The organism is Micromonospora sp. NPDC050795, assembly GCF_044456785.1.
Classification (GTDB): domain Bacteria; phylum Actinomycetota; class Actinomycetes; order Mycobacteriales; family Micromonosporaceae; genus Micromonospora.
The window spans coordinates 1-19287 of the sequence record NZ_JBITGE010000020.1 but is presented as its reverse complement, the minus strand read 5'-3'; the positions used below and the strand labels follow the sequence as shown (position 1 = coordinate 19287).

Here is a 19287-nt window from a genome sequence, read left to right as displayed (position 1 = left end):
GCGCCGGCCCGGCCACCGAGTCGTACGGCGGATAGCTGGTACGGCTCAGCCGAGGACGACACCCGAGGCGCCGACGCCGGCCATGCCGGAGAAGATGTCCTCGTAGTAGAACCGCCAGGCGCAGACCCGGCCGGTGGGGCGGTAGCCGGTGCAGGCCGTCGACGTGAAGGTGTCGTCGATGGCGGTGTTGGTGCCGGTGGCCCAGACCTGGAGGGTGTTCGCCGCGTTCACGATCTCCACCGGGCCGCCGCTGTCACCCTGGCCGACGGCGTTGGTGCCGGTGGTGTTCTCCGCCTGGACCTGACCGCAGACCTGGCCGAAGTCGCGCACGTTGATGCACAGGTTGCGGGCCTTCACCTGGATCGAGCAGCGGGTGCCGGAGTACGCGCCGGAGGTGCACACCCAGTTGCCGACCTGGCTGGCCGACGCGCCGATCACCTGGTTGCTGAACTCACTGACCACCCTGCCCTGCGCGTCGGTGCTGTTGTTGAAGACCCGGCCGCCCGAGGCCCCGGAGAGCAGCAGGGTGTCGGTGCCGGCGTTGCGGGTGCCGACGATGCCCATCGACTGCCCGGTCGGGTCGGTCGCGGCGTTGTTGATGTTGCCGCAGTGTGCGGCGGAGAGGATCCGCGCGGACCCGCCCTGGAAGACCCCGAAGCCGGTCGAGCAGCCGCCGCCGGTGGTGGCGTTGCGCCAGGCGGCACCGCCCCACCATGGCGCCGTGTCGTCCCATCGGGTCGCCGGCGCGGCGGCGACCTTGGTCTGCACGGTCACCGGCACACCGGCCAGCGCGGTGGCACCGAGCAGCCCGTCCTGCGTGCCGACGAGCAGGCCGGCGCCGTCGGCGCGCGGCCCCACCGTGGTGATCTTGTCGCCGCGGCGGGCAGCACCTGGGTGGCGACGGTGGCCCGGGCGTTGGCCACCAGGTTGGCCGGCGGCTCACCCTTCCAGTAGACCTGGAGGTGGCGGGTGGTGGGGTCGGCGACGATGCCGGCGAAGCCGGAGTTGGCGCTGCGCTGCGCCGCGTTCGTGATCTGGGCGGCGGCGTTGTTCATGCGCTGCTGCACCCGGAGCAGCTCCGACCAGGAGGCGAAGCCGCCGGGCACGGGCGTGCTGTCGATGAACGATCCGGTGGCGGGGGCCTTGCCTCCGGGTGCGGCGGTGGCCGGTGTGGCGGTCAGGCCGGCGGCGAGCAGCGTGAGACTGATCGCGGTGACGGCGACGCGACGCAGCATCGCCACGGGGCGCCGGGTGGTCGGGTGTGGACGGATCATCGGGTACCTCTTCCCCCAGGGGTCGTGGAGCGGGCCGTGCCCGCACCAGGACGGTGGCAGGGGCGTCGACGCCATGGGGCGGATCCTGGACGGGACTGGACACCGCTGGACACTGTTGGACGGGGCGACCGTCCGTAGTGGAACTGTCATACATTGGCAGCCATCTATCGATTGGTGCGGGGCCGGATTTACCCTGCCCGTGCGCATCCGGGGGGCCGGATGACCGGGGTGGGGGTCGCATGTCTGAGCAGTGGATACCGTCCGGCACTCATCAGACGTCACACGGGTCAACCGAGCTGGTCCGCCTCGGCACCGAGACGCAGACACTGCCCGAGCTGGCCGGGTTGCTGCGCCAGCTGCGCCGCCGCGAAGCCCGGCAACAGGGCGAGACCCTGCTGACGTACCGACAGTTGGCCGCGAAGACCGGCTGGTCACGCGGGATCATCGGGGAGTATTTCGCCGGCAACATCCTGCCGCCACCGGAGCGGTTCGACGTCCTCATCCGACTGCTCGGGGCCAGCCCCGCCGAACAGGGGGTGCTGGCCACCGCGCGGGACCGGGTCGAAGAGCGACGCCGACGCCCGAACCGGGAGCACGCGACCAGCGGACGCGCGGTCGCGCGGGCCGGGGTCGGCGGCCCGCGCGCCGGCACCACGTCCCCCCGGTTCCCGATACCCCGCCAGCTGCCCCCGGCGCTGCCCGGTTTCGTCGGGCGGGCGACTCAACTCGCCCAGCTCGAGGCCGAATGCGCTCGTGCCGTGGCACCCGGGAACGACGGCATGGCGTCGATCCCCGTCATGACGCTGTCCGGTACGGCCGGAGTCGGCAAGACGACCCTCGCTGTCACCTTCGCGCACCGGGTCGCCGACCGCTTCCCGGACGGCCAGCTCTACGTCGACCTGCGCGGGTTCGACGCCACCGGGACGGTGGTGACGGCCGTCGAGGCGGTCCGAGGCTTCCTGGAGGCCCTCGAGGTACCGCCCGAACGCATCCCCACCCACCTGCCCGCGCAGGTGGGCCTCTACCGCAGCCTGCTCGCCGGCCGCCGGATGCTGGTGCTGCTGGACAACGCCCGCGACGCCGACCAGATCCGACCCCTGCTGGTGGGCAGCCCGAACTGCCTGGTCCTGGTGACAAGCCGCAACCGGCTCGCCGGGCTGATCGCGGCCGAGGGCGCCCGGCCGATCGGCGTCGACCTGCTCAGCACCGCCGAGGCCTGGCAACTGTTGGCCCGGAGGCTCGGCACGGACCGGTTGGCGGCCGAGCCGCAGGCGGTGGACGAGATCATCGAGCGGTGTGCGCGGCTGCCGCTGGCGCTGGCCGTGCTCGCCGCGAGAGGTGCGGAGAAGCCGACGTTCCCGCTGGCCACCCTCGCCGCCGAACTGCGGGCGGCGCCTCGACCACTCGACTCGTTCGACGGAGGGGACGCCGGCACCGACGTGCAGGCCGTCTTCTCCTGGTCGTACCGGGGCCTGACCCCGGCGGCGGCCCGCCTGTTCCGGCTCTTCGGCTGCCATCCCGGACCGGACATCGGGTTCGCCGCGGCGGCCAGTCTGGCCGGGCTGCCCCGGGCCCAGGTGCCCCGACTGCTGGCCGAACTGGCCCACGCGCACCTCGTCACCGAGCACGCCCCCGGTCGGGTCGGCGCGCACGACCTGCTCCGGGCGTACGCGGCCGAGCAGGTCGAACGTCTCGAACCGGAGCAGGCGCGGCGGGCCGCGATCCGGCGTGGGCTGGACCACTACCTGCACACCGCCCACGCGGCGGCACTGCTGCTGCAACCGGGTCGGGACCCGGTCACCCTCACCGCCGCCGCGCCGGGTGTGCTGCCCGAGGAGATCGCCGACCTCGGTCAGGCGCTCGCCTGGTTCAGCGTCGAGTATCCGGTGCTGCTCGCGGCCGTCGCCCACGCGCGGCGGGCCGGGTTCGACGGTCACGCGTGGCAACTGGCCTGGACACTGGTGGACTTCCTGCAACGCCGGGGGCGGTGGCCGGACCTGGCCGTGGCCCAGCGCAACGCCCTGGCCGGGGCGCAGCGGGCCGGCGACCGACCCGGGCAGGCGAACGCCCACCGCGACCTCGCCAGGGTGCTGTCCCGGCTGGGCCGGGTAAACGAGGCGGCGAGGAACTACCGGCAGGCCCTGGCGATCTTCGCGGATCTCACCGACCACACCGGCCAGGCGCGCACCCACCGGGCGTTCGGCGCGATGCTCGACGGGCTCGGCCGGCACGCCGAGTCCCTGGAGCAGAGCGAGCGGGCCCTCGCGCTGTACCGGGCCGCCGGGCACATCGCCGGGGAGGCCAGCGCCCGCAACGCGGTCGGGTGGGCGTACGCCCAGCTCGGCCGGTACGAGCCGGCGCTCGGGCACTGCCGGGAGGCGTTGGCGCTGCTGCGGACGACAGGGGACCGGCACGGCGAGGCGAACACCTGGGACAGCCTCGGCTTCATCCACGCCCGACTGGCCGACCACGCGGCGGCGATCCGCTGTTTCCAGCGGGCCCTCGGGCTGTACCGGCGGGTCAGCGACCGCTACGACGAGGCGGACACCCTGTCCCGGCTCGGCGAGAGCCGGCAGGCGGTGGGGGACGCGGCCGGCGCCGCGCGAACCTGGCGGCGGGCCCTGGTCATCCTCGACGATCTCGGCCACCCGGACGCCGAGCGGGTGCGGGAGCTGTTGGCCGGGTCGCCCGTCGGTGACGCTGGGCACACCGGGGGTGGTTGAGCGAGGTGCGCCGCCCGGTGTCCGGCCGGGCACTCCGTAGACTGGTACGGCACCGCTCGTCCACCCGAACAAGGAGCCGTCCCGCGTGACCGTCCAGCCCATCCGTCTGTTTGGGGATCCGGTGCTGCGCACGCCGGCCGATCCGGTGGTCGACTTCGACGCCGAGCTACGTCGGCTCGTCGCCGACCTCACCGACACGATGCGTGAGCAGAACGGCGCCGGCCTGGCCGCGCCGCAGCTCGGTGTGAGCCTGCGGGTGTTCACCTTCGACGTCGACGACGTCCTCGGGCATCTGATCAACCCGGTGCTGGAGTTCCCCGACGAGGAGGAGCAGGACGGCCCGGAGGGCTGCCTGTCCATCCCCGGGCTCTACTTCGACACCAAGCGTCGGCAGAACGTCGTCGCCAAGGGCTTCAGCTCGTTCGGCGACCCGATGCAGATCGTCGGCACCGGCCTGATGGCGCGCTGCGTGCAGCACGAGACCGACCACCTCGACGGGGTGCTCTTCCTGGACCGACTGGACCCGGAGGGGCGCAAGGAAGCCATGAAGGCGATTCGCCAGGCCGAGTGGTACGACGCGGCGGCCCCGCCCACGGTCAAGCTCAGCCCGCACATCAGCGACCCGTTCGGGCTGGGGCGCTGACCCGGATGCGCGTGATCTTCGCCGGTACGCCGGCCGTCGCCGTTCCCGCCCTGGCCGCCGTCGCCGCCTCCCGACACGAGCTGGTGGCCGTTGTCACCCGGCCCGACGCGCCCGCCGGGCGTGGACGGGGCCTGTCCCGCTCACCGGTCGGCGCGTGGGCCGACGAGCACGGCGTCGAGGTGCTCACCCCGGCCCGTCCCCGCGACCCGGAGTTCCTCGACCGGCTGCGCGAGCTGGAGCCGGACTGCGTGCCGGTGGTCGCCTACGGCGCGCTGGTGCCGCCGGCGGCCCTGGAGATCCCCCGGCACGGCTGGATCAACCTGCACTTCTCCCTGCTGCCCGCCTGGCGTGGCGCCGCGCCCGTGCAGCACGCCGTGCTGCACGGTGACGAGCTGACCGGGGCCAGCGTCTTCCAGTTGGAGGCGGGCCTGGACACCGGCCCGGTCTACGGCACGCTGACCGACGAGATCCGCGCCACCGACACCTCCGGCGACCTGCTGGGAAGGCTCGCCGACTCCGGCGCCGGGCTGCTGGTGGCGGTGCTCGACGCGATCGAGGACGGCACCGCCCGCGCCGAGCCGCAGCCGGCCGACGGGGTGTCGCTGGCGCCGAAGCTGACAGTGGACGACGCGCGGGTGCGCTGGAGCGACCCGGCCTTCGCCGTGGACCGGCGGATCCGGGCCTGCACGCCCGCGCCGGGTGGCTGGACGACGTTCCGCGACGAGCGGGTGAAGCTCGGCCCGGTCGTCCCGGTGCCCGACGGCCCCGAGCTCAAGCCGGGGGAGTTGCTGGTGGAGAAGTCCCGGGTGCTGGCCGGCACGGCGACTGTGCCGGTACGTCTCGGCGAGGTCCGCGCCGCGGGCAAGCGGGCGATGAACGCGACCGACTGGGCGCGCGGCGTCCGGGTCGGCACTGGAGAGGACTTCGCGTGACGGCACCGGAGGGAACCCGACCGACGCGCTCCGGCCCGTCGACCGGCCGTGGCGGGGACCGCCGGCCGGTCCGGCCACCGATGGACCGACCGCGCCGGGCCGCCTACGAGGCGGTGGCGGCGGTGCATCGGGACGACGCGTTCGCCAACCTGGTGCTGCCCATCATCCTGCGGGAGGACGGGCTGTTCGGTCGGGACGCGGCCTTCGCCACCGAGCTGACCTACGGCACCCTGCGCCACCTGGGCACGTTGGACGCGATCCTGACCGACGCGGCCGGCCGGGACGTGGCCCGGATCGACCCGCCGGTACGCGACGCGCTGCGGCTCGGGGCGTACCAGCTCCTGCACACCCGGGTGCCGCCGCACGCCGCGGTCTCGTCGACCGTGGACCTGGTCCGTTCGGTCGCACCGGGCGCCACCGGTTTCGCCAACGCGGTGCTGCGCGAGGTGTCCACCCGTGACGCGGACGCCTGGGTGGCGAAGCTCGCGCCGCCGATGGAGACCGACCCGGTCGGGCACCTCGCGTTGGCGTACAGCCACCCGCAGTGGATCGTGCGGGCCTTCTCCGAGGCGCTCGGTGGCGATCTGGGTGAGACGGAGCGCCTCCTGATCGAGGACAATGAGCGCCCTCCGGTGCACCTGGCGGCCCGGCCCGGCCTGATCGACCCGGTCGAGCTGGCCGACCAGGTCGGCGGTGCGCCCGGTGCGTTCTCGCCGTACGCCGTCTATCTTCCCGGCGGTTCGCCGGGCGACATCCCGGCGGTGGTCGACGGCCGGGCCCACGTCCAGGACGAGGGCTCCCAGTTGGTGGCCGCCGCGCTCGCCGACGCGCCGCTGGACGGCCCGGACGGCCGGTGGCTGGACCTGTGCGCCGGCCCGGGTGGCAAGGCCGGGTTGCTCGGCGCGCTGGCCGCGCAGCGGGGTGCCCGGGTGACGGCTGTGGAGGTGGCCGAGCACCGCGCTCGGCTGGTCTCCCTGGCGACCCGGGATCTGCCGGTGGCCGTGCTGACCATGGACGGCCGTGAGGTCGGTGGCGACCCGAAACTGCCGGAGCAGCACTTCGACCGGGTGCTGGTCGACGCGCCGTGTACCGGCCTGGGGTCGCTGCGTCGTCGACCGGAGTCACGCTGGCGTCGCCAGCCGTCCGATCTGCCGCCGCTGACCCGGCTGCAACGGGAACTGCTCGGCGCGGCGCTGCGGGCGGTCCGCCCGGGTGGCCTGGTCGCCTATGTGACCTGTTCGCCGCACACCGTCGAGACGCACGTGACGGTCACCGAGGCGGCCCGCCGTAGTGGGGTTCCGGTGGACTTCGTGGACGCCCGCCCACTGCTGCCGGCGGGCATGCCCGGTCTCGGTGACGGGCCGACAGTGCAGCTCTGGCCACACCGCCACGGCACCGACGCGATGTTCCTCGCCGTCCTGCGCCGAGGCTGATCCGTTCCCCGCGTCCGGCCGGTCAGCCGACCGGCCGGACGCGTGGGCTCACGCTCTGCGGGACCGGGCCTCCGGAGGCCTAGGTGACCGGGAGGCCCTTGGTGCCAGCGTTCTTCATCGAGCGGGTCAGGTTCCGGTCGGAGATCCAGAGGAAGCACTGCACGCCCCGGTTCCCGTTGCGCCACTCTTCCTCGTACGGCTGGTAGTAGATCGTGCCGGCGCGGAAGTCGAGCTGGGAGTTGTCCGGGACCTTGGCGTACTTGGCGATCATCGTCTGGCAGGCCCGGTGGGTCCGCTTGGTGCCGCGGGTGAACTCGGCGTAGCTGGTGTCCGGCGCCTGCCACACCCCGACGAACTCGGCGTGGTGCTTGGCCGTGCAGGAAACCGGCACCATCTCGTCGATGTCGTCCTTGACCAGCTTCGGGTTGAAGCAGCGGTACGCCAGCGGGGCCGGCCCGGACAGCGCGCCCCGGAGGCTGCCGGTGCGCAGGTCGACAGCGGTGTCGTCGATGCTGGCGATCTCGGTGACGTCGCAGCGGTACCAGCGGGCACCGCCCGACCAGGCCTGCGGCGACGGCAGGACGACGGTCAGGCCGAGCCGTCCGGAACGCCAGTCGGCCCCCACCGCCTTGTTGACCGCCGTGTCGCACCCGGTCTGCGCGGCCCGCATGCCGGCCGAGCCGGGCTGCGGGGGCGTGCCGGCCTCGGCGCCCGGACCGGTGAGGGTGCCCACGTGCATGGTCTCCACCCGGTGCGCCTCGGTGCACGCCGTCGGGTTGTAGCCGGTCAGGAAGCCGACCTGCTGGGAGCTCTGGTGGCAGACATCGGCGGAGGGGACGAACTGCTGCGCCGCGACAGGCGCCGGCCAGTCGTCGGTGAGGTCACTGTCGACTCCGGCGGGTGCGCCGCACCCGGACAGCGCCAGGGCCAGCGCCCCACCCCCGGCGAACGCCGCCAACCACCGTCGCATCCCGACCTCCCGCCGCCGCTGGCCCCCGACCGGACCCAGCCGGTCGATTGCGCCACGGCGCAGCAGCATACGGCACCGATGCTCAGATCGCGGGCAGTCCCTCCGGGCCGACGTCGCGCATCGAGCGGGTGAGTTTGCGGTCGTCGCTCCACAGGAAACAGCGCACCCCACGGTCGCCCTCCTCCCACTCCCGCTGCGACGGCGGGTAGTAGATGGACCCGGCCCGGTACGGCAGCTCGCTGTTGTTGGGTACCGCCGCGTACTCGGCGATCAGCGCCATGCAGCGCCGGTGCGCCTGCTCGGCGGACTTGGCGAACTCCGCCCAGCTGATGTCCCGCTCCTCGTAGACGCCCACGAACTCGGCGCGGTGCGGCTCGGTGCAGAGCACCGGCGCCATGTAGTTGAGGTTGTCGCCGATCAGCTTGGGGTCGAAGCAGCGGTGCGTCAGGGGCGTGTCGCCGATCAACGCGCCGCGCAGGCTGCCGGTGCGGTTGACCGGGCGGGTGTTGTCGATGCTGCCGGTCTCGCTGAGGTCGCAGCGGAACCAGCGGGCGCCGCCGGCCCAGGCGGGCGCGGACGGCAGGGCGAGGGACAGCGCGAGTCGGGCCGTGTGCCAGTCGCCGCCGAGTACCTCCCGGGCCCGCTGGTCGCATTCGGCGCGAGCCGTGCGCAGCGCCTGCGAGCCGGGTTCCGGTCGGGCCTCGGTCAGCGCGTCGGGCCCGACGAAGGTGCCGACGTGGATGGTCTCGGCCAGGTGGTTGCGCGCGCAGTCCACCGTCTCGTACGTGCTGGCCTGCACGACAGTGGCGATCCGTGGCAGGCAGGTGTCGGTGGCGGGGGTGAACGGTTTGGGAACCCGCAGCGTCGGCCAGTCGTCGGTGAGATCACCGTCCGCGCCTCGCGCCGGCGCGCAGCCGGCCAGCAGCATCGTCGTGACGCTGGCCAGCGCCAGCGCTGGAAGCCACCGTCGCATCGTCCGCCCTCCCGGAAGCTGGCGGCCGGTCGCCGCGCCCCGCGGCGAGACCCCGGCGGGCGTGCAGCTTACGGCACCGTCCCGGTTGGAGTGTCGTCGCGTTTCCGTCGATCGGCCAGTGGCTGATGTCTGTTCGTCCGGATTCGGGGGTCCGGAGCGTCCAATTCTGCACCAGTGGTCACTGCTGGGTCACAGGGCGTCCCCAAAGGTGCCGCGATGCGGGTGGCGGGTGGCCACGTTCGTACACTGGCCCCGTGACCGTACCGCCGCCGATCGTCGCGCCGAGCATCCTGGCCGCCGATTTCGCCCGTCTCGCCGAAGAGGTCCGCGCCGTCGAGGACGCCGCAGACTGGTTGCACGTCGACGTGATGGACAACCATTTCGTGCCGAACCTGACCATTGGGCTGCCCGTGGTGCAGAGCCTGCGGGCTGTCACGGCGATGCCCTTCGACGTGCATCTGATGATCGAGGACCCGCGCCGGTGGGCCCCCGGGTACGCCGACGCCGGGGCGTACAACGTCACCTTCCACGCGGAGGCGTCCGACGACCCGGTGGCGCTCGCCAAGGACCTGCGCTCGGCAGGCGCGAAGGCGGGCCTGGCCATCGACCGGGACACCCCGATCGAGCCCTACCTGGACCTGCTGCCCAGCTTCGACACCCTGCTGATCATGACGATCAAGGCGGGCTTCGGTGGGCAGCGGTTCATTCCGCAGCTCCTGGAGAAGGTGCGGACGGCCCGGCGGCACGCGTCGGCCGGGCACCTGGAGCTGCGCATCGAGGTGGACGGCGGCATCGCCGCCGACACCATCGAACAGGCGGCGGCGGCCGGCGCCGACGCGTTCGTGGCCGGCACCGCCGTGTACGGGGCCGCCGACCCGGCGGAGGCGGTGCGGCACCTGCGGGCACTGGCGGAACGCGCGGCGCCCGGGGCCTGAGGTGGAGCCCGAGGTCGACCGCAAGGACATCATTCTCGTCGTGGACGACGACGAGGACATCGCCCGGTTCGTCGAGTTCAACCTGCGGCTGCACGGCTTCGAGGTGATCCACGCCAGCGACGGCCAGGAGGCCCTGGAGGTCATCGAGCGCCAACGGCCGGACCTGGCGGTGGTCGACCTCATGATGCCCCGGATCGACGGGTTGGAGCTGACCCGCCGGTTGCGCGCCGACCCGATGACGTCCGCCCTTCCGGTGATCATGCTGACCGCCAAGGGGATGACCGTCGACAAGGTGCACGGGCTCAGCGCCGGCGCCGACGACTACCTGGTCAAGCCGTTCGACACCGCCGAGCTGGTGGCCCGGGTCTCGTCCACGCTGCGCCGTAACAAGGAGTTCCGGGAGGTTTCCCCGCTGACCGGGCTGCCCGGCAACAGCCGGATCCGTCGGGAGATCAGCGATCGGGTCCGCAACGGCGTGGACTACGCCGTCGGCTACGTCGACATCGACCGGTTCAAGAGCGTGAACGACAGGTACGGCTTCGTGCGCGGCGACGACTTCATCTCCGCGCTGGCCCGCAGCCTGCACCGGGCGGTGGTAGGCGTCGGCCTGCCACCGGCCTTCCTCGGTCACGTCGGCGGCGACGACTTCGTCATCGTCTGCGCCCCGGACCAGGTACGCCCACTGACGTCCCGGGCGGTCGTCGACTTCGAGAACGCCGCCGACACGCTCTACGACCAGACCGACCGGGAGCGCGGCTTCGTCGAGTTGAAGGATCGACGCGGCAACATCCGGCGGGCGGCCCTGGTCACGCTCTCCATCGGGGTGTCCCTCTCCGACGCCGGCAAGCGGTTCACCGACCCGCTCGAAGCGATCGCGGTGGCCTCGGAGATGAAGACGGTGGCCAAGAGTCAACCGGGCTCGTACGTGGCGGTGGACCGGCGTCGCGGCGTCACCTGAGCGTGATACCGCTGTGAAGTAGCTCGCCTAGGAGGCGACGGACGCGGATCGGCGTGTAAGACTTCCCGTGTACCCACCACGCGCTGGCGGGACTCGGTGAAATTCCGAACCGGCGGTGATCCACGGTCCGACCGTGGTCAGCCCGCGACCCGGACGGCTCTGCCGTCCGGTGGACCTGGTGAGAATCCGGGGCCGACGGTTGGGGGCGGTTCGTCCGCGCCCAGAAAGTCCGGATGGGAGACAGCGCGCGGGACGGACGGGTCCGAGCCGGCCGCTGGCTTCAGCGTGCCGCGCCGACCCCCCGGGGGCGGCTGTGCCGTTCCCGGAATCCGCCACCGCCTGCCCGTGGCCCCATGGCCACCGCCTCCCTGACCGTCAGCGCGCGGACGGCGAGTGAGAGGGCAGGGGCAGCGCGATGGCCAGCGTCTCCGTTGATGAGGCGATGCGGCGTGCGATCGAGTTGGCAGCGCGCGGGCTCGGCACCACCAGCCCCAACCCGGTGGTCGGGTGCGTGCTCCTCGACTCCGACGGCGAGGTCGTGGGCGAGGGCTTCCACGCGTACGCCGGGGGGCCACACGCCGAGATCGTCGCCCTGGCGCAGGCCGGGCGGCGGGCCAAGGGCGGCACCGCGATCGTCACTCTGGAACCCTGCGACCACACCGGCCGCACCGGCCCCTGTAGTTCCGCGCTCGTCCAGGCCGGGGTGGGCCGGGTGGTCATCGCCGTGCCCGACCCGAACCCGGTCGCTTCCGGGGGCGCCGCCACGTTGCGCGCCGCCGGGGTCCGGGTCGATCTGGGGGTACGCGGCGAGGAGGCCGAGGCCGGCAACGTCGCGTGGTTGACCTCGATGCGTCGAGGCTGGCCGTACGTGATCTGGAAGTACGCCGCCACGCTCGACGGTCGCTCCGCCGCGGCGGACGGCACCAGCATGTGGATCACCTCGGAGGCGGCCCGGATCGACGTGCACGCGCTGCGCGGCACGGTCGACGCGGTCATCGCCGGGGTGGGCACCGTGCTCGCCGACGACCCCCGGTTGACCGCCCGCAACCTGCGCGACGGCAGCCTGGCCATCCGGCAGCCGCTGCGGGTGGTGGTGGACAGCTCGGGGCGTACCCCGGCTGACGCCAAGGTCCGCGACGGCGCCGCACGCACCTGGATCGCGACCGCCGACGAGGTCGGCGCCGACCCCGACGGCCGGGTCGACCTGTCGGCGCTGCTCGCGGCGCTGCACCAGCGCGGGGTCCGCGCGGTGCTCCTGGAGGGTGGCCCCCGGCTGGCTGGCGCGTTCCTGGAGGCCGGCCTGATCGACAAGATCGTCGGGTACGTCGCGCCGCGGTTGCTCGGCGCCGGCCCGACGGCTCTGGTCGACGCGGGAGTGACCACCATCGCCGAGGCCATCGATCTGGAGTTCGTCGACGTTACGCAGATCGGTCCGGATCTCCGGATCACTGCTTTGCCCCGGAAAAGGGAGGGCTGAGATGTTCACCGGCATTATTGAGGAAATGGGCGAGATCGTCCGGGTGGCGCCGACGGCAGGCGATTCGGCGCTGCTGGGCGTACGCGGCCCGCTGGTCACGTCCGACGCCCGCCACGGCGACTCGATCGCCGTCAACGGTGTCTGCCTGACCGTCGTGGACGTGGCCGACGGTGTCTTCACCGCCGACGTGATGGGGGAGACGCTGCGCCGCTCCGCGCTGGGCGCGCTGCGCCCCGGCGACCCGGTCAACCTGGAGCGGGCCGCCGCGCTCGGTAGCCGGCTCGGCGGGCACCTGGTGCAGGGCCACGTCGACGGCGTCGGTGAACTGATCTCCCGGGAGCCGGCCGAGCAGTGGGAGACGGTCCGGTTCCGGCTGCCCGCCGCCCTGTCCCGGTACGTGGTGGAGAAGGGCTCGATCACCATCGACGGTGTCTCGTTGACAGTCGCCGCCGTCGGCGCGGACGAGTTCGCCGTCGGGCTGATCCCGACCACACTCAAGCTGACCACGCTCGGCGCGAAAGGCGTCGGCGACCCGGTCAACCTGGAGGTCGACGTGTTGGCCAAGTACGTCGAGCGGCTGCTCGGCGACCGGCTCACCCACGCCGACGCCCGCGGGCTGGCCTCGGACCAGGGAGGGGTGGCCTGATGGGCCCGCTCAGCTGGCTGCTGGACGCCCAGGTGCACGTCGCCGGGTCGCCGGTGCTGGCCAGGGAAATCGTCGGCAACGCGTTCGGGCTGGTCTCGGCGTTGCTCGGGTTGCGCCGGCTGGTCTGGGCGTGGCCGGTCGGCATGGTCGGCAACGCGCTACTGCTCACCGTCTTCCTCGGCGGGGTGTTCGCCACCCCGCAGGAGCACGACCTGTACGGGCAGGCCGGCCGGCAGGTGTTCTTCTTCGCGGTCAGCGTCTACGGCTGGTGGCGCTGGCAGCGCAACCGCCGCGCCGACTCCGGGCAGGCCGCTGTCGTCCCGCGCTGGGCCACCTGGCGGGAGCGGCTGATGCTGCTGCTGGCCGCCGTGGTCGGCACCGCCGCGGCGTACCCGCTGCTCAAGGCCCTTGGTTCGTGGGGCCCGCTGCCCGACGCCTGGATCCTCACCGGCAGCCTGCTGGCCACGTACGGCATGGCCCGCGGCTGGGTGGAGTTCTGGCTGCTCTGGATCGCTGTGGACGCGGTCGGGGTGCCGCTGCTGCTGCGCGGCGGGTTCTACCCCTCGGCCGTCATGTACCTGATCTACGGCGCCCTCTGCGTCTGGGGCTTCGCCGCCTGGTGGCGCACCTCCCGCGCCACCCGACCGGCCGCCGCCCGCACGTCCGTCTACACGGAGGCCATCGCATGACCAGCTTTGGGGATATCGAGCAGGCAATCGCGGACATCGCGGCCGGCCGGCCGGTCGTCGTGGTCGATGACGCGGACCGGGAGAACGAGGGCGACCTGATCTTCGCGGCCGAGTTGGCCACGCCGGAGCTGATGGCGTTCATGGTGCGCTACACCTCCGGCTACGTCTGCGTGGCGCTGACCGAGAGCGAAGCCGACCGGCTCGACCTGCCGCCGATGCACCACACCAACCAGGACCGGCGCGGCACCGCGTACACGGTGACGGTGGACGCCCGCGAGGGGGTCAGCACCGGGATCTCGGCGGCCGACCGGGCGCACACCAGTCGGCTGCTCGCCGGCGGGGCGACCGACCCCACCGATCTGGCCCGCCCCGGGCACGTGGTGCCGCTGCGCGCTCGCGAGGGCGGGGTCCTGCGCCGGCCGGGGCACACCGAGGCGGGGATCGACCTGACCCGGTTGGCCGGGCTGCGTCCGGCCGGCGTGCTCTGCGAGCTGGTCAACGACGACGGCACCATGATGCGCCTGCCGGACCTGGAGAAGTTCTCCGCCGAGCACGGCCTCACGCTCGTCACCATCGCCGACCTGATCGCCTACCGCCGGCGTACCGAGAAGCAGGTCGAGCTGGTCGCTGACGCCCGGATGCCGACGAAGCACGGGGTGTTCCGGGCGCTCGGTTACCGCGCCGAGCACGACCCGGCCGAACATGTCGCGATGGTGCTGGGTGACCTCGGTGACGGCCAGGACGTGCTGGTCCGGGTGCACTCCGAGTGCCTGACCGGAGACGTGTTCGGCTCGCTGCGCTGCGACTGTGGGCCGCAGCTGGAGGCCGCGCTGGCTCGGGTCGGGCAGGAGGGTCGGGGCGTGGTGCTCTACGTCCGTGGGCACGAGGGGCGCGGCATCGGGTTGCTGCACAAGCTGCAGGCGTACCAGTTGCAGGACCTGGGCCGCGACACCGTCGACGCCAACCTCGACCTGGGTCTGCCGGCCGACGCCCGTGACTACGGCACCGGCGCGCAGATCCTCTACGACCTGGGCGTGCGGTCGATGCGGCTGCTGACCAACAACCCGGCCAAGCGGGCCGGCCTGGAGGGGTACGGGTTGACCATCACCGGCCGCGAGGGTCTGCCGGCCGGCGCGCACCCGGAGAACATGCGCTACCTGCGCACCAAGCGGGACCGGATGGGTCACCTGCTGGACGAGTTGGACGAGGTCTCCGAGGCGCCGTTGGGGCGTCCGGTCGCCAACGACGAGATCGGAGCATGACGATGGCGGGTTTCGGTGAGCCGGGAGTCGAGGCGGTCGATGCCGCGGGGCTGACCGTCGGGGTCGTTGCCGCCCGCTGGCACGGCGAGCTGACCGACCACATGCTGGAGCGTGCGGTGGCCGCCGCCGAGGCGTGCGGCGCGCGTTCCGTTGTCGCCCGGGTCGCCGGCTCGGTCGAGCTGCCGGTGGTCGCGCAGGCCCTCGCCCGCCGCTGCGACGTGGTGGTCGCCCTGGGCGTGGTGGTCCGTGGGGCCACCGCCCACTTCGACTACGTCTGCCGGTCGGTCACCGACGGGCTGACCCGGGTGGCGCTGGACGAGGGCAAGCCGGTGGCGCACGGCGTGTTGACGGTGGAGACCATCGAGCAGGCCCGTGACCGCGCCGGTCTGCCCGGCTCGGCGGAGGACAAGGGCTGGGCCGCCACGGTGGCGGCGCTCGACGCGGCGCTGGCCGTGCGGACGGTGGCTGCGGGCAATGCCCAACGGGTGGGCTTCGGCGGCTGACGCCTCTGCCGCCTCTGAAGGCCCGCCTTTTCAGAGGCGGCCGGCCTCGATGATCCGGCGCAGGAACTGTCGGGTACGAGGCTGCGTCGGCTCGCCGAGCACCTGCTCGGGCGGGCCGCTCTCGACCACCCGGCCGGCGTCGAGGAAGCACACCTCGTCGGCGACGTCCCGGGCGAAGCCCATCTCGTGGGTGGCCAGCACCATGGTCATGCCGTCGGCCTTCAGGTCGCGGATCATCGCCAGCACCTCGCCGACCAGCTCCGGGTCGAGCGCGGAGGTGACCTCGTCGAGCAGCATCAGTCGAGGTGAGTTGGCCAGCGCCCGGACGATCGCCACCCGCTGCTGCTGCCCGCCGGAGAGCCGGTCCGGGTAGGCGTCCGCCTTCGCGGCGAGCCCCACCCGGTCGAGCAGCTCCCGGGCCTGCGCCTCGGCCTCCGCCCGGCCCCGCCCGTGTACGCGACGTGGCGCGAGGGTGATGTTGTCCAACACGCTCAGGTGCGGAAAGAGGTTGTACGCCTGGAACACCATGCCGATCCGCCGCCGGACCCGGTCCGGGTCCACCCGGGGATCGGAGATGTCCTCCCCGTCCAACTCGATGGTGCCGTCGTCGAGTTCGTCGAGCAGGTTGACGCAGCGCAGCAGGGTCGACTTGCCGGACCCGGACGCGCCGATCAGGGCCACCACCTGATGCTCGGCGACGGTCAGGTCGAGTTGGTCGAGCACGGCGTGCCCGCCGAACTCCTTGCGCAGGCCCCGACAGCGCAGCAACGCCATGGATCAGCCTCCCGACTGTCGGCGGGCAGCGCGCAGCGTCACCCAGTCGGTGACGGCGATCAGTGGGATCGCGAGCAGCACGAAGAGCACCCCCGCCACGATGTACGGCGTGTAGTTGAAGGTCTGGGCGGTGGCGATCTGCGCGGCGCGGACCGCGTCGATCGGTCCGGCCAGCGAGACCAGCCCGACGTCCTTCTGCAACGCCACCACGTCGTTGAGCAGGGGTGGCGCCACCCGGCGGACGGCCTGCGGCAGGACCACGTGCCGCATCGTCTGCCGGTGGGTCAGGCCCAACGAGCGGGCCGCGGCGAGTTGGCTGGAGTGCACCGACTCGATGCCGGCCCGGAACACCTCGGCGAGGTAGCCGCCGTAGGTGAGGACCAACGCGATCCCACCCAGCACCAGCACCGGCGGCATGCCCTGCAACCGCAGCCCCGGCACACCGAGGGTGAGCAGGTACAGCACGATGATCAGCGGTAGGCCGCGGAAGGTGTAGGTGTAGCCGGCGGCCAGCGCGCGGACCGGGAAGAAGACCGGCCCGCGCAGCGTCCGCAGCACGGCGAGCACCAGCCCGAGCAGCAGCGCGCCGACCGCACAGCAGACCAGCAGCCGTACGTTGAGCCAGAGCCCGCTCAGCACCGTCGGCAGCGCGTCGCGGGCGATCTCCGGATCCAGGAACGAGCGCCGGACCCGGTCCCAGCCCGGCGCCCCGGTCACCGCGAGCACCAGCAGCGTCCCGAGCGCCGCCGTCGAGGACGCCGCGACGAGCACGCTGAGGACGGTCTGCCGACGCCGGTACGCCGACCGCCGCAGCTGCGCCTCCGAGGGCACCCGATCCAGAAGCGTCACCGCAGCTCTGCCGCTCCCGCCACCTGGGCGAGCCACTTCTGTTCCAGCTCCTTCAACGTCCCCGCGGTGGTGAGCTGACCGACCGCCCCGCTCACGCAGGAGGTCAGTGGGGAGTTCTTGTCCAGCAGCAACCCGAACGCCTCGGGCGTACCGACCTGCGGCACTTGCCCGACGATCACGGCGTCGGTGATCTCCGCGCCGGTGATGTAGAAGGCGGTCGGAAGATCGACCACGAGACCGTCCAGCTGCCCGTTCTGAAGGGCCTTCTTGGCATCGTCGTTGCTGTTGTAGACCTGCGGCTTGGCGGTCGGCTTGATCACGTCGGTGATCGCCTGGTAGCTGGTGGTGCCGACCTGCGCGCCGAGCCGAGCGTCCCGCAGTTCGGCCAGCGACTTCCGGCCGGCGATCTTCGAGGACTTCAGGGCGATGACGGTCTGCCGCACCAGGTAGTACGGCGCGGAGAAGTCGACAGCCTGCTTGCGTTCGTCGGTGATGGAGAACTGGTTGATGTCGAAGTCGAAGTCCTTCGGCCCCGGCGCGATGGCGGTGTCGAACTTGACCCGGGTCCAGGTGACGTCGGCGCGGGCGTAGCCGAGCTTCTCGGCCACCGCGTACGCGACAGCGGATTCAAAGCCCTCACCGCTGTCCGGCTTGTCCTTGGCGAACCACGGCTCGTACGCGGGCTGGTCGGTGGCGATGGTCAGCTTGCCCGGCGTACGCGTGGGCAGGCTGTCCTTGGCGCAGGACGGCGGCGCGGTGACAGTGGGGGTCGGGTTTTCGTCCTGTGGCGCGCACCCGGCGGTGGCTACGACGACGGCACCGGCGAAGGTGAGCGCGAGGAGACGTGAGCGGCTGGCCATGGCGGACAGCGTAGAGCTCCATGGGCATCGATCGACAATTGTCCCACCATGTTGGTAGGGAATTGTCCGCTTCCTGGATTTCGGCAGACCCGGACGCGGGGTGCCGCCGGGGTGGCTGGAAGAATCGTTCCCCGTGAAGACGTTCGAGGAGTTGTTCGCCGAGCTGCAGGCCAAGGCCGCCGCCGGCACCCCGGGCTCGGGCACCGTCGCCGCGCTGGACAAGGGCGTGCACTTCATCGGCAAGAAGGTCGTCGAGGAGGCGGCCGAGTCGTGGATGGCCGCCGAGCACGAGGGGCCGGAGCGCACCGCCGAGGAGATCTCCCAGCTGCTCTACCAGGTCCAGGTGCTGATGCTTGCCAGCGGTCTCGAACTCAAGGACGTCTACCGACATCTGTGAGTGCCCCACCCCTGTTGATCACCAACCGGATCGAAGGAGCACTCCGTCATGCTGCGTGTCGCCATTCCCAACAAGGGCACCCTGGCCGAACCGGCCGCCCAGATGCTGCGCGAGGCGGGCTACCGCCAGCGCACCGACCCCAAGGACCTGGTCTGCCGGGACGAGGCCAACGACGTCGAATTCTTCTACCTGCGTCCGAAGGACATCGCCACCTACGTCGGCTCCGGTGACCTCGACCTCGGGATCACCGGCCGGGACCTGCTGATCGACTCGGCCGCGCCGGCCGAGGAGGTCGTCGACCTCGCCTTCGGCCGGGCCACCTTCCGCTTCGCCGCCCGCCCCGACGACATCGCCTCCGTGCAGGAGCTGGGCGGCCACCGCATCGCCACCGCGTACCCGGGGCTGGTCGAACGGCACCTCGGCGAGGTGGGCGTCAAGGCCGACGTGATCCGCCTCGACGGCGCGGTGGAGAACGCCGTACGCCTCGGCGTCGCCGACGTGATCGCGGACGTGGTGGAGACCGGCGCGACCCTGCGCCAGGCGGGCCTGGTGGTCTTCGGCGAGCCGCTGCTGCGCTCGTCGGCGGTGCTGGTACGGCGTGCCGGCGCACCCGCGCAACCACAGGCCGAGCAGTTGCTGCGCCGCCTGCACGGTGTGCTGGTGGCCCGCCGCTACGTGATGCTCGCCTACGACGTGCCGGCCGGTCTGCTGGACCGGGCCAGTGGGCTCACCCCGGGCATCGAGTCGCCCACCGTGTCGCCGCTGCACCGCGAGGGCTGGGTGGCGGTGCAGGCCATGGTGCTCCGCGACGACGTGCACCGCATCATGGACGAGCTGTACGAACTGGGCGCCCGCGCCATCCTCGTCACCAACATCCACGCCTGCCGCCTCTAACCCCCCCGTTACCTTTTTGATCGTCCCCAGCCGGGGACCCTCGGTCGCCCGGCCCGGTATGACTTCCTTCCCCTGTTGTTCGGATGATCCGGGGG

General features: G+C 72.4%; 20 protein-coding genes and 1 riboswitch. Of the genes, 13 read left to right on the top strand and 7 right to left on the bottom strand.

Translation table 11 applies throughout. The features are described from left to right. Window positions 1–45: 45 nt before the first annotated feature. Both ACIBEF_RS18840 and ACIBEF_RS18835 read right to left on the bottom strand, forming a co-directional pair. Window positions 46–858 (bottom strand): hypothetical protein, encoded by an 813-nt coding sequence (locus tag ACIBEF_RS18840; RefSeq protein ID WP_396794515.1) that lies wholly within the window; start codon window positions 856–858, stop codon window positions 46–48. Beyond that, the gene (locus ACIBEF_RS18835) at window positions 771–1274 is read right to left on the bottom strand and encodes a hypothetical protein (RefSeq protein ID WP_396794514.1); all 504 of its coding nucleotides are present in this window, start codon (window positions 1272–1274) and stop codon (window positions 771–773) included. The genes ACIBEF_RS18840 and ACIBEF_RS18835 overlap by 88 nt, the downstream gene beginning before the upstream one ends. A 239-nt stretch (window positions 1275–1513) precedes the next feature. Here ACIBEF_RS18835 and ACIBEF_RS18830 point away from each other — a divergent pair, with 239 nt between their 5' ends. The 4 genes from ACIBEF_RS18830 (at window position 1514) to ACIBEF_RS18815 (ending at window position 7005) form a co-directional block, all read left to right on the top strand. Next, entirely contained in the window at window positions 1514–3997 is a 2484-nt protein-coding gene (locus ACIBEF_RS18830) for an ATP-binding protein (RefSeq protein ID WP_396794513.1), read from the top strand. Window positions 3998–4082: 85 nt separating this feature from the next. Next, window positions 4083–4640, top strand: a complete 558-nt coding sequence (gene def, locus ACIBEF_RS18825) for a peptide deformylase (RefSeq protein WP_091401921.1) — start codon at window positions 4083–4085, stop codon at window positions 4638–4640. 5 nt (window positions 4641–4645) lie between these two features. After that, window positions 4646–5572, top strand: a complete 927-nt coding sequence (fmt, locus tag ACIBEF_RS18820; protein ID WP_396794512.1) for a methionyl-tRNA formyltransferase — start codon at window positions 4646–4648, stop codon at window positions 5570–5572. Next, the gene (locus ACIBEF_RS18815) at window positions 5527–7005 is read left to right on the top strand and encodes an RsmB/NOP family class I SAM-dependent RNA methyltransferase (protein ID WP_396794588.1); all 1479 of its coding nucleotides are present in this window, start codon (window positions 5527–5529) and stop codon (window positions 7003–7005) included. The genes fmt and ACIBEF_RS18815 overlap by 46 nt, the downstream gene beginning before the upstream one ends. Window positions 7006–7084: 79 nt before the next feature. Here the strand turns inward: ACIBEF_RS18815 and ACIBEF_RS18810 are convergent, their stop codons facing one another. Together ACIBEF_RS18810 and ACIBEF_RS18805 are read right to left on the bottom strand one after the other, a co-directional pair. Beyond that, window positions 7085–7975 (bottom strand): septum formation family protein, encoded by an 891-nt coding sequence (locus tag ACIBEF_RS18810; protein WP_396794511.1) that lies wholly within the window; start codon window positions 7973–7975, stop codon window positions 7085–7087. Between the two features lie 82 nt (window positions 7976–8057). Continuing rightward, window positions 8058–8948 (bottom strand): septum formation family protein, encoded by an 891-nt coding sequence (locus tag ACIBEF_RS18805; RefSeq protein WP_396794509.1) that lies wholly within the window; start codon window positions 8946–8948, stop codon window positions 8058–8060. Between the two features lie 254 nt (window positions 8949–9202). Between ACIBEF_RS18805 and rpe the strand changes: the two genes are divergently transcribed. From rpe to ribH, 7 genes are all read left to right on the top strand, one after another. Then, a complete protein-coding gene (gene rpe, locus ACIBEF_RS18800) occupies window positions 9203–9883 on the top strand; it encodes a ribulose-phosphate 3-epimerase (protein WP_238671589.1) in 681 nt (226 codons plus the stop codon). A gap of 1 nt (window position 9884) precedes the next feature. Continuing rightward, entirely contained in the window at window positions 9885–10841 is a 957-nt protein-coding gene (locus ACIBEF_RS18795) for a response regulator (RefSeq protein WP_396794508.1), read from the top strand. Between the two features lie 78 nt (window positions 10842–10919). Next, window positions 10920–11090: riboswitch (FMN riboswitch) on the top strand. Between the two features lie 166 nt (window positions 11091–11256). Continuing rightward, entirely contained in the window at window positions 11257–12318 is a 1062-nt protein-coding gene (ribD, locus tag ACIBEF_RS18790) for a bifunctional diaminohydroxyphosphoribosylaminopyrimidine deaminase/5-amino-6-(5-phosphoribosylamino)uracil reductase RibD (protein ID WP_357233913.1), read from the top strand. 1 nt (window position 12319) lies between these two features. Beyond that, a complete protein-coding gene (locus ACIBEF_RS18785) occupies window positions 12320–12964 on the top strand; it encodes a riboflavin synthase (protein WP_396794506.1) in 645 nt (214 codons plus the stop codon). Further along, window positions 12964–13653 carry a nicotinamide riboside transporter PnuC gene (gene pnuC / locus ACIBEF_RS18780; RefSeq protein ID WP_396794505.1) on the top strand — a complete coding sequence of 230 codons (690 nt, stop codon included), beginning with the start codon at window positions 12964–12966 and terminating at the stop codon, window positions 13651–13653. The genes ACIBEF_RS18785 and pnuC overlap by 1 nt, the downstream gene beginning before the upstream one ends. After that, window positions 13650–14915, top strand: a complete 1266-nt coding sequence (locus tag ACIBEF_RS18775; RefSeq protein ID WP_396794504.1) for a bifunctional 3,4-dihydroxy-2-butanone-4-phosphate synthase/GTP cyclohydrolase II — start codon at window positions 13650–13652, stop codon at window positions 14913–14915. The genes pnuC and ACIBEF_RS18775 overlap by 4 nt, the downstream gene beginning before the upstream one ends. Window positions 14916–14917: 2 nt before the next feature. Beyond that, the gene (ribH, locus tag ACIBEF_RS18770; RefSeq protein WP_030335701.1) at window positions 14918–15418 is read left to right on the top strand and encodes a 6,7-dimethyl-8-ribityllumazine synthase; all 501 of its coding nucleotides are present in this window, start codon (window positions 14918–14920) and stop codon (window positions 15416–15418) included. Between the two features lie 30 nt (window positions 15419–15448). Here ribH and ACIBEF_RS18765 read toward each other — a convergent pair whose 3' ends face one another. The 3 genes from ACIBEF_RS18765 to ACIBEF_RS18755 are packed head-to-tail and all read right to left on the bottom strand — an operon-like array spanning window position 15449 to window position 17901. Further along, a complete protein-coding gene (locus tag ACIBEF_RS18765) occupies window positions 15449–16192 on the bottom strand; it encodes an amino acid ABC transporter ATP-binding protein (protein WP_357233466.1) in 744 nt (247 codons plus the stop codon). A 3-nt stretch (window positions 16193–16195) separates the two neighbouring features. Then, window positions 16196–17041, bottom strand: a complete 846-nt coding sequence (locus ACIBEF_RS18760; protein ID WP_393221831.1) for an amino acid ABC transporter permease — start codon at window positions 17039–17041, stop codon at window positions 16196–16198. Beyond that, entirely contained in the window at window positions 17038–17901 is an 864-nt protein-coding gene (locus tag ACIBEF_RS18755; protein ID WP_396794503.1) for an ABC transporter substrate-binding protein, read from the bottom strand. Before ACIBEF_RS18755 ends, ACIBEF_RS18760 begins: the two co-directional genes overlap by 4 nt. 133 nt (window positions 17902–18034) lie before the next feature. Here ACIBEF_RS18755 and ACIBEF_RS18750 point away from each other — a divergent pair, with 133 nt between their 5' ends. Both ACIBEF_RS18750 and hisG read left to right on the top strand, forming a co-directional pair. Next, window positions 18035–18298, top strand: a complete 264-nt coding sequence (locus ACIBEF_RS18750; RefSeq protein WP_030335709.1) for a phosphoribosyl-ATP diphosphatase — start codon at window positions 18035–18037, stop codon at window positions 18296–18298. Window positions 18299–18346: 48 nt separating this feature from the next. Further along, the gene (gene hisG, locus ACIBEF_RS18745) at window positions 18347–19192 is read left to right on the top strand and encodes an ATP phosphoribosyltransferase (RefSeq protein ID WP_030488425.1); all 846 of its coding nucleotides are present in this window, start codon (window positions 18347–18349) and stop codon (window positions 19190–19192) included. The last annotated feature ends 95 nt before the right edge of the window (window positions 19193–19287 follow it).

Excerpts from the sequence above, each read along its gene's own strand:
- ACIBEF_RS18810 (WP_396794511.1), bottom strand. The coding sequence starts at position 7,975 with ATGCGACGGTGGTTGGCGGCGTTCGCCGGGGGTGGGGCGCTGGCCCTG.
- ACIBEF_RS18775 (WP_396794504.1), top strand. The coding sequence starts at position 13,650 with ATGACCAGCTTTGGGGATATCGAGCAGGCAATCGCGGACATCGCGGCC.
- pnuC (WP_396794505.1), top strand. The coding sequence starts at position 12,964 with ATGGGCCCGCTCAGCTGGCTGCTGGACGCCCAGGTGCACGTCGCCGGG.
- ACIBEF_RS18785 (WP_396794506.1), top strand. The coding sequence starts at position 12,320 with ATGTTCACCGGCATTATTGAGGAAATGGGCGAGATCGTCCGGGTGGCG.
- ACIBEF_RS18765 (WP_357233466.1), bottom strand. The coding sequence starts at position 16,192 with ATGGCGTTGCTGCGCTGTCGGGGCCTGCGCAAGGAGTTCGGCGGGCAC.
- ACIBEF_RS18835 (WP_396794514.1), bottom strand. The coding sequence starts at position 1,274 with ATGATCCGTCCACACCCGACCACCCGGCGCCCCGTGGCGATGCTGCGT.
- ACIBEF_RS18830 (WP_396794513.1), top strand. The coding sequence starts at position 1,514 with ATGTCTGAGCAGTGGATACCGTCCGGCACTCATCAGACGTCACACGGG.
- ACIBEF_RS18755 (WP_396794503.1), bottom strand. The coding sequence starts at position 17,901 with ATGGCCAGCCGCTCACGTCTCCTCGCGCTCACCTTCGCCGGTGCCGTC.
- ACIBEF_RS18805 (WP_396794509.1), bottom strand. The coding sequence starts at position 8,948 with ATGCGACGGTGGCTTCCAGCGCTGGCGCTGGCCAGCGTCACGACGATG.
- ribH (WP_030335701.1), top strand. The coding sequence starts at position 14,918 with ATGGCGGGTTTCGGTGAGCCGGGAGTCGAGGCGGTCGATGCCGCGGGG.
- fmt (WP_396794512.1), top strand. The coding sequence starts at position 4,646 with ATGCGCGTGATCTTCGCCGGTACGCCGGCCGTCGCCGTTCCCGCCCTG.
- ribD (WP_357233913.1), top strand. The coding sequence starts at position 11,257 with ATGGCCAGCGTCTCCGTTGATGAGGCGATGCGGCGTGCGATCGAGTTG.
- hisG (WP_030488425.1), top strand. The coding sequence starts at position 18,347 with ATGCTGCGTGTCGCCATTCCCAACAAGGGCACCCTGGCCGAACCGGCC.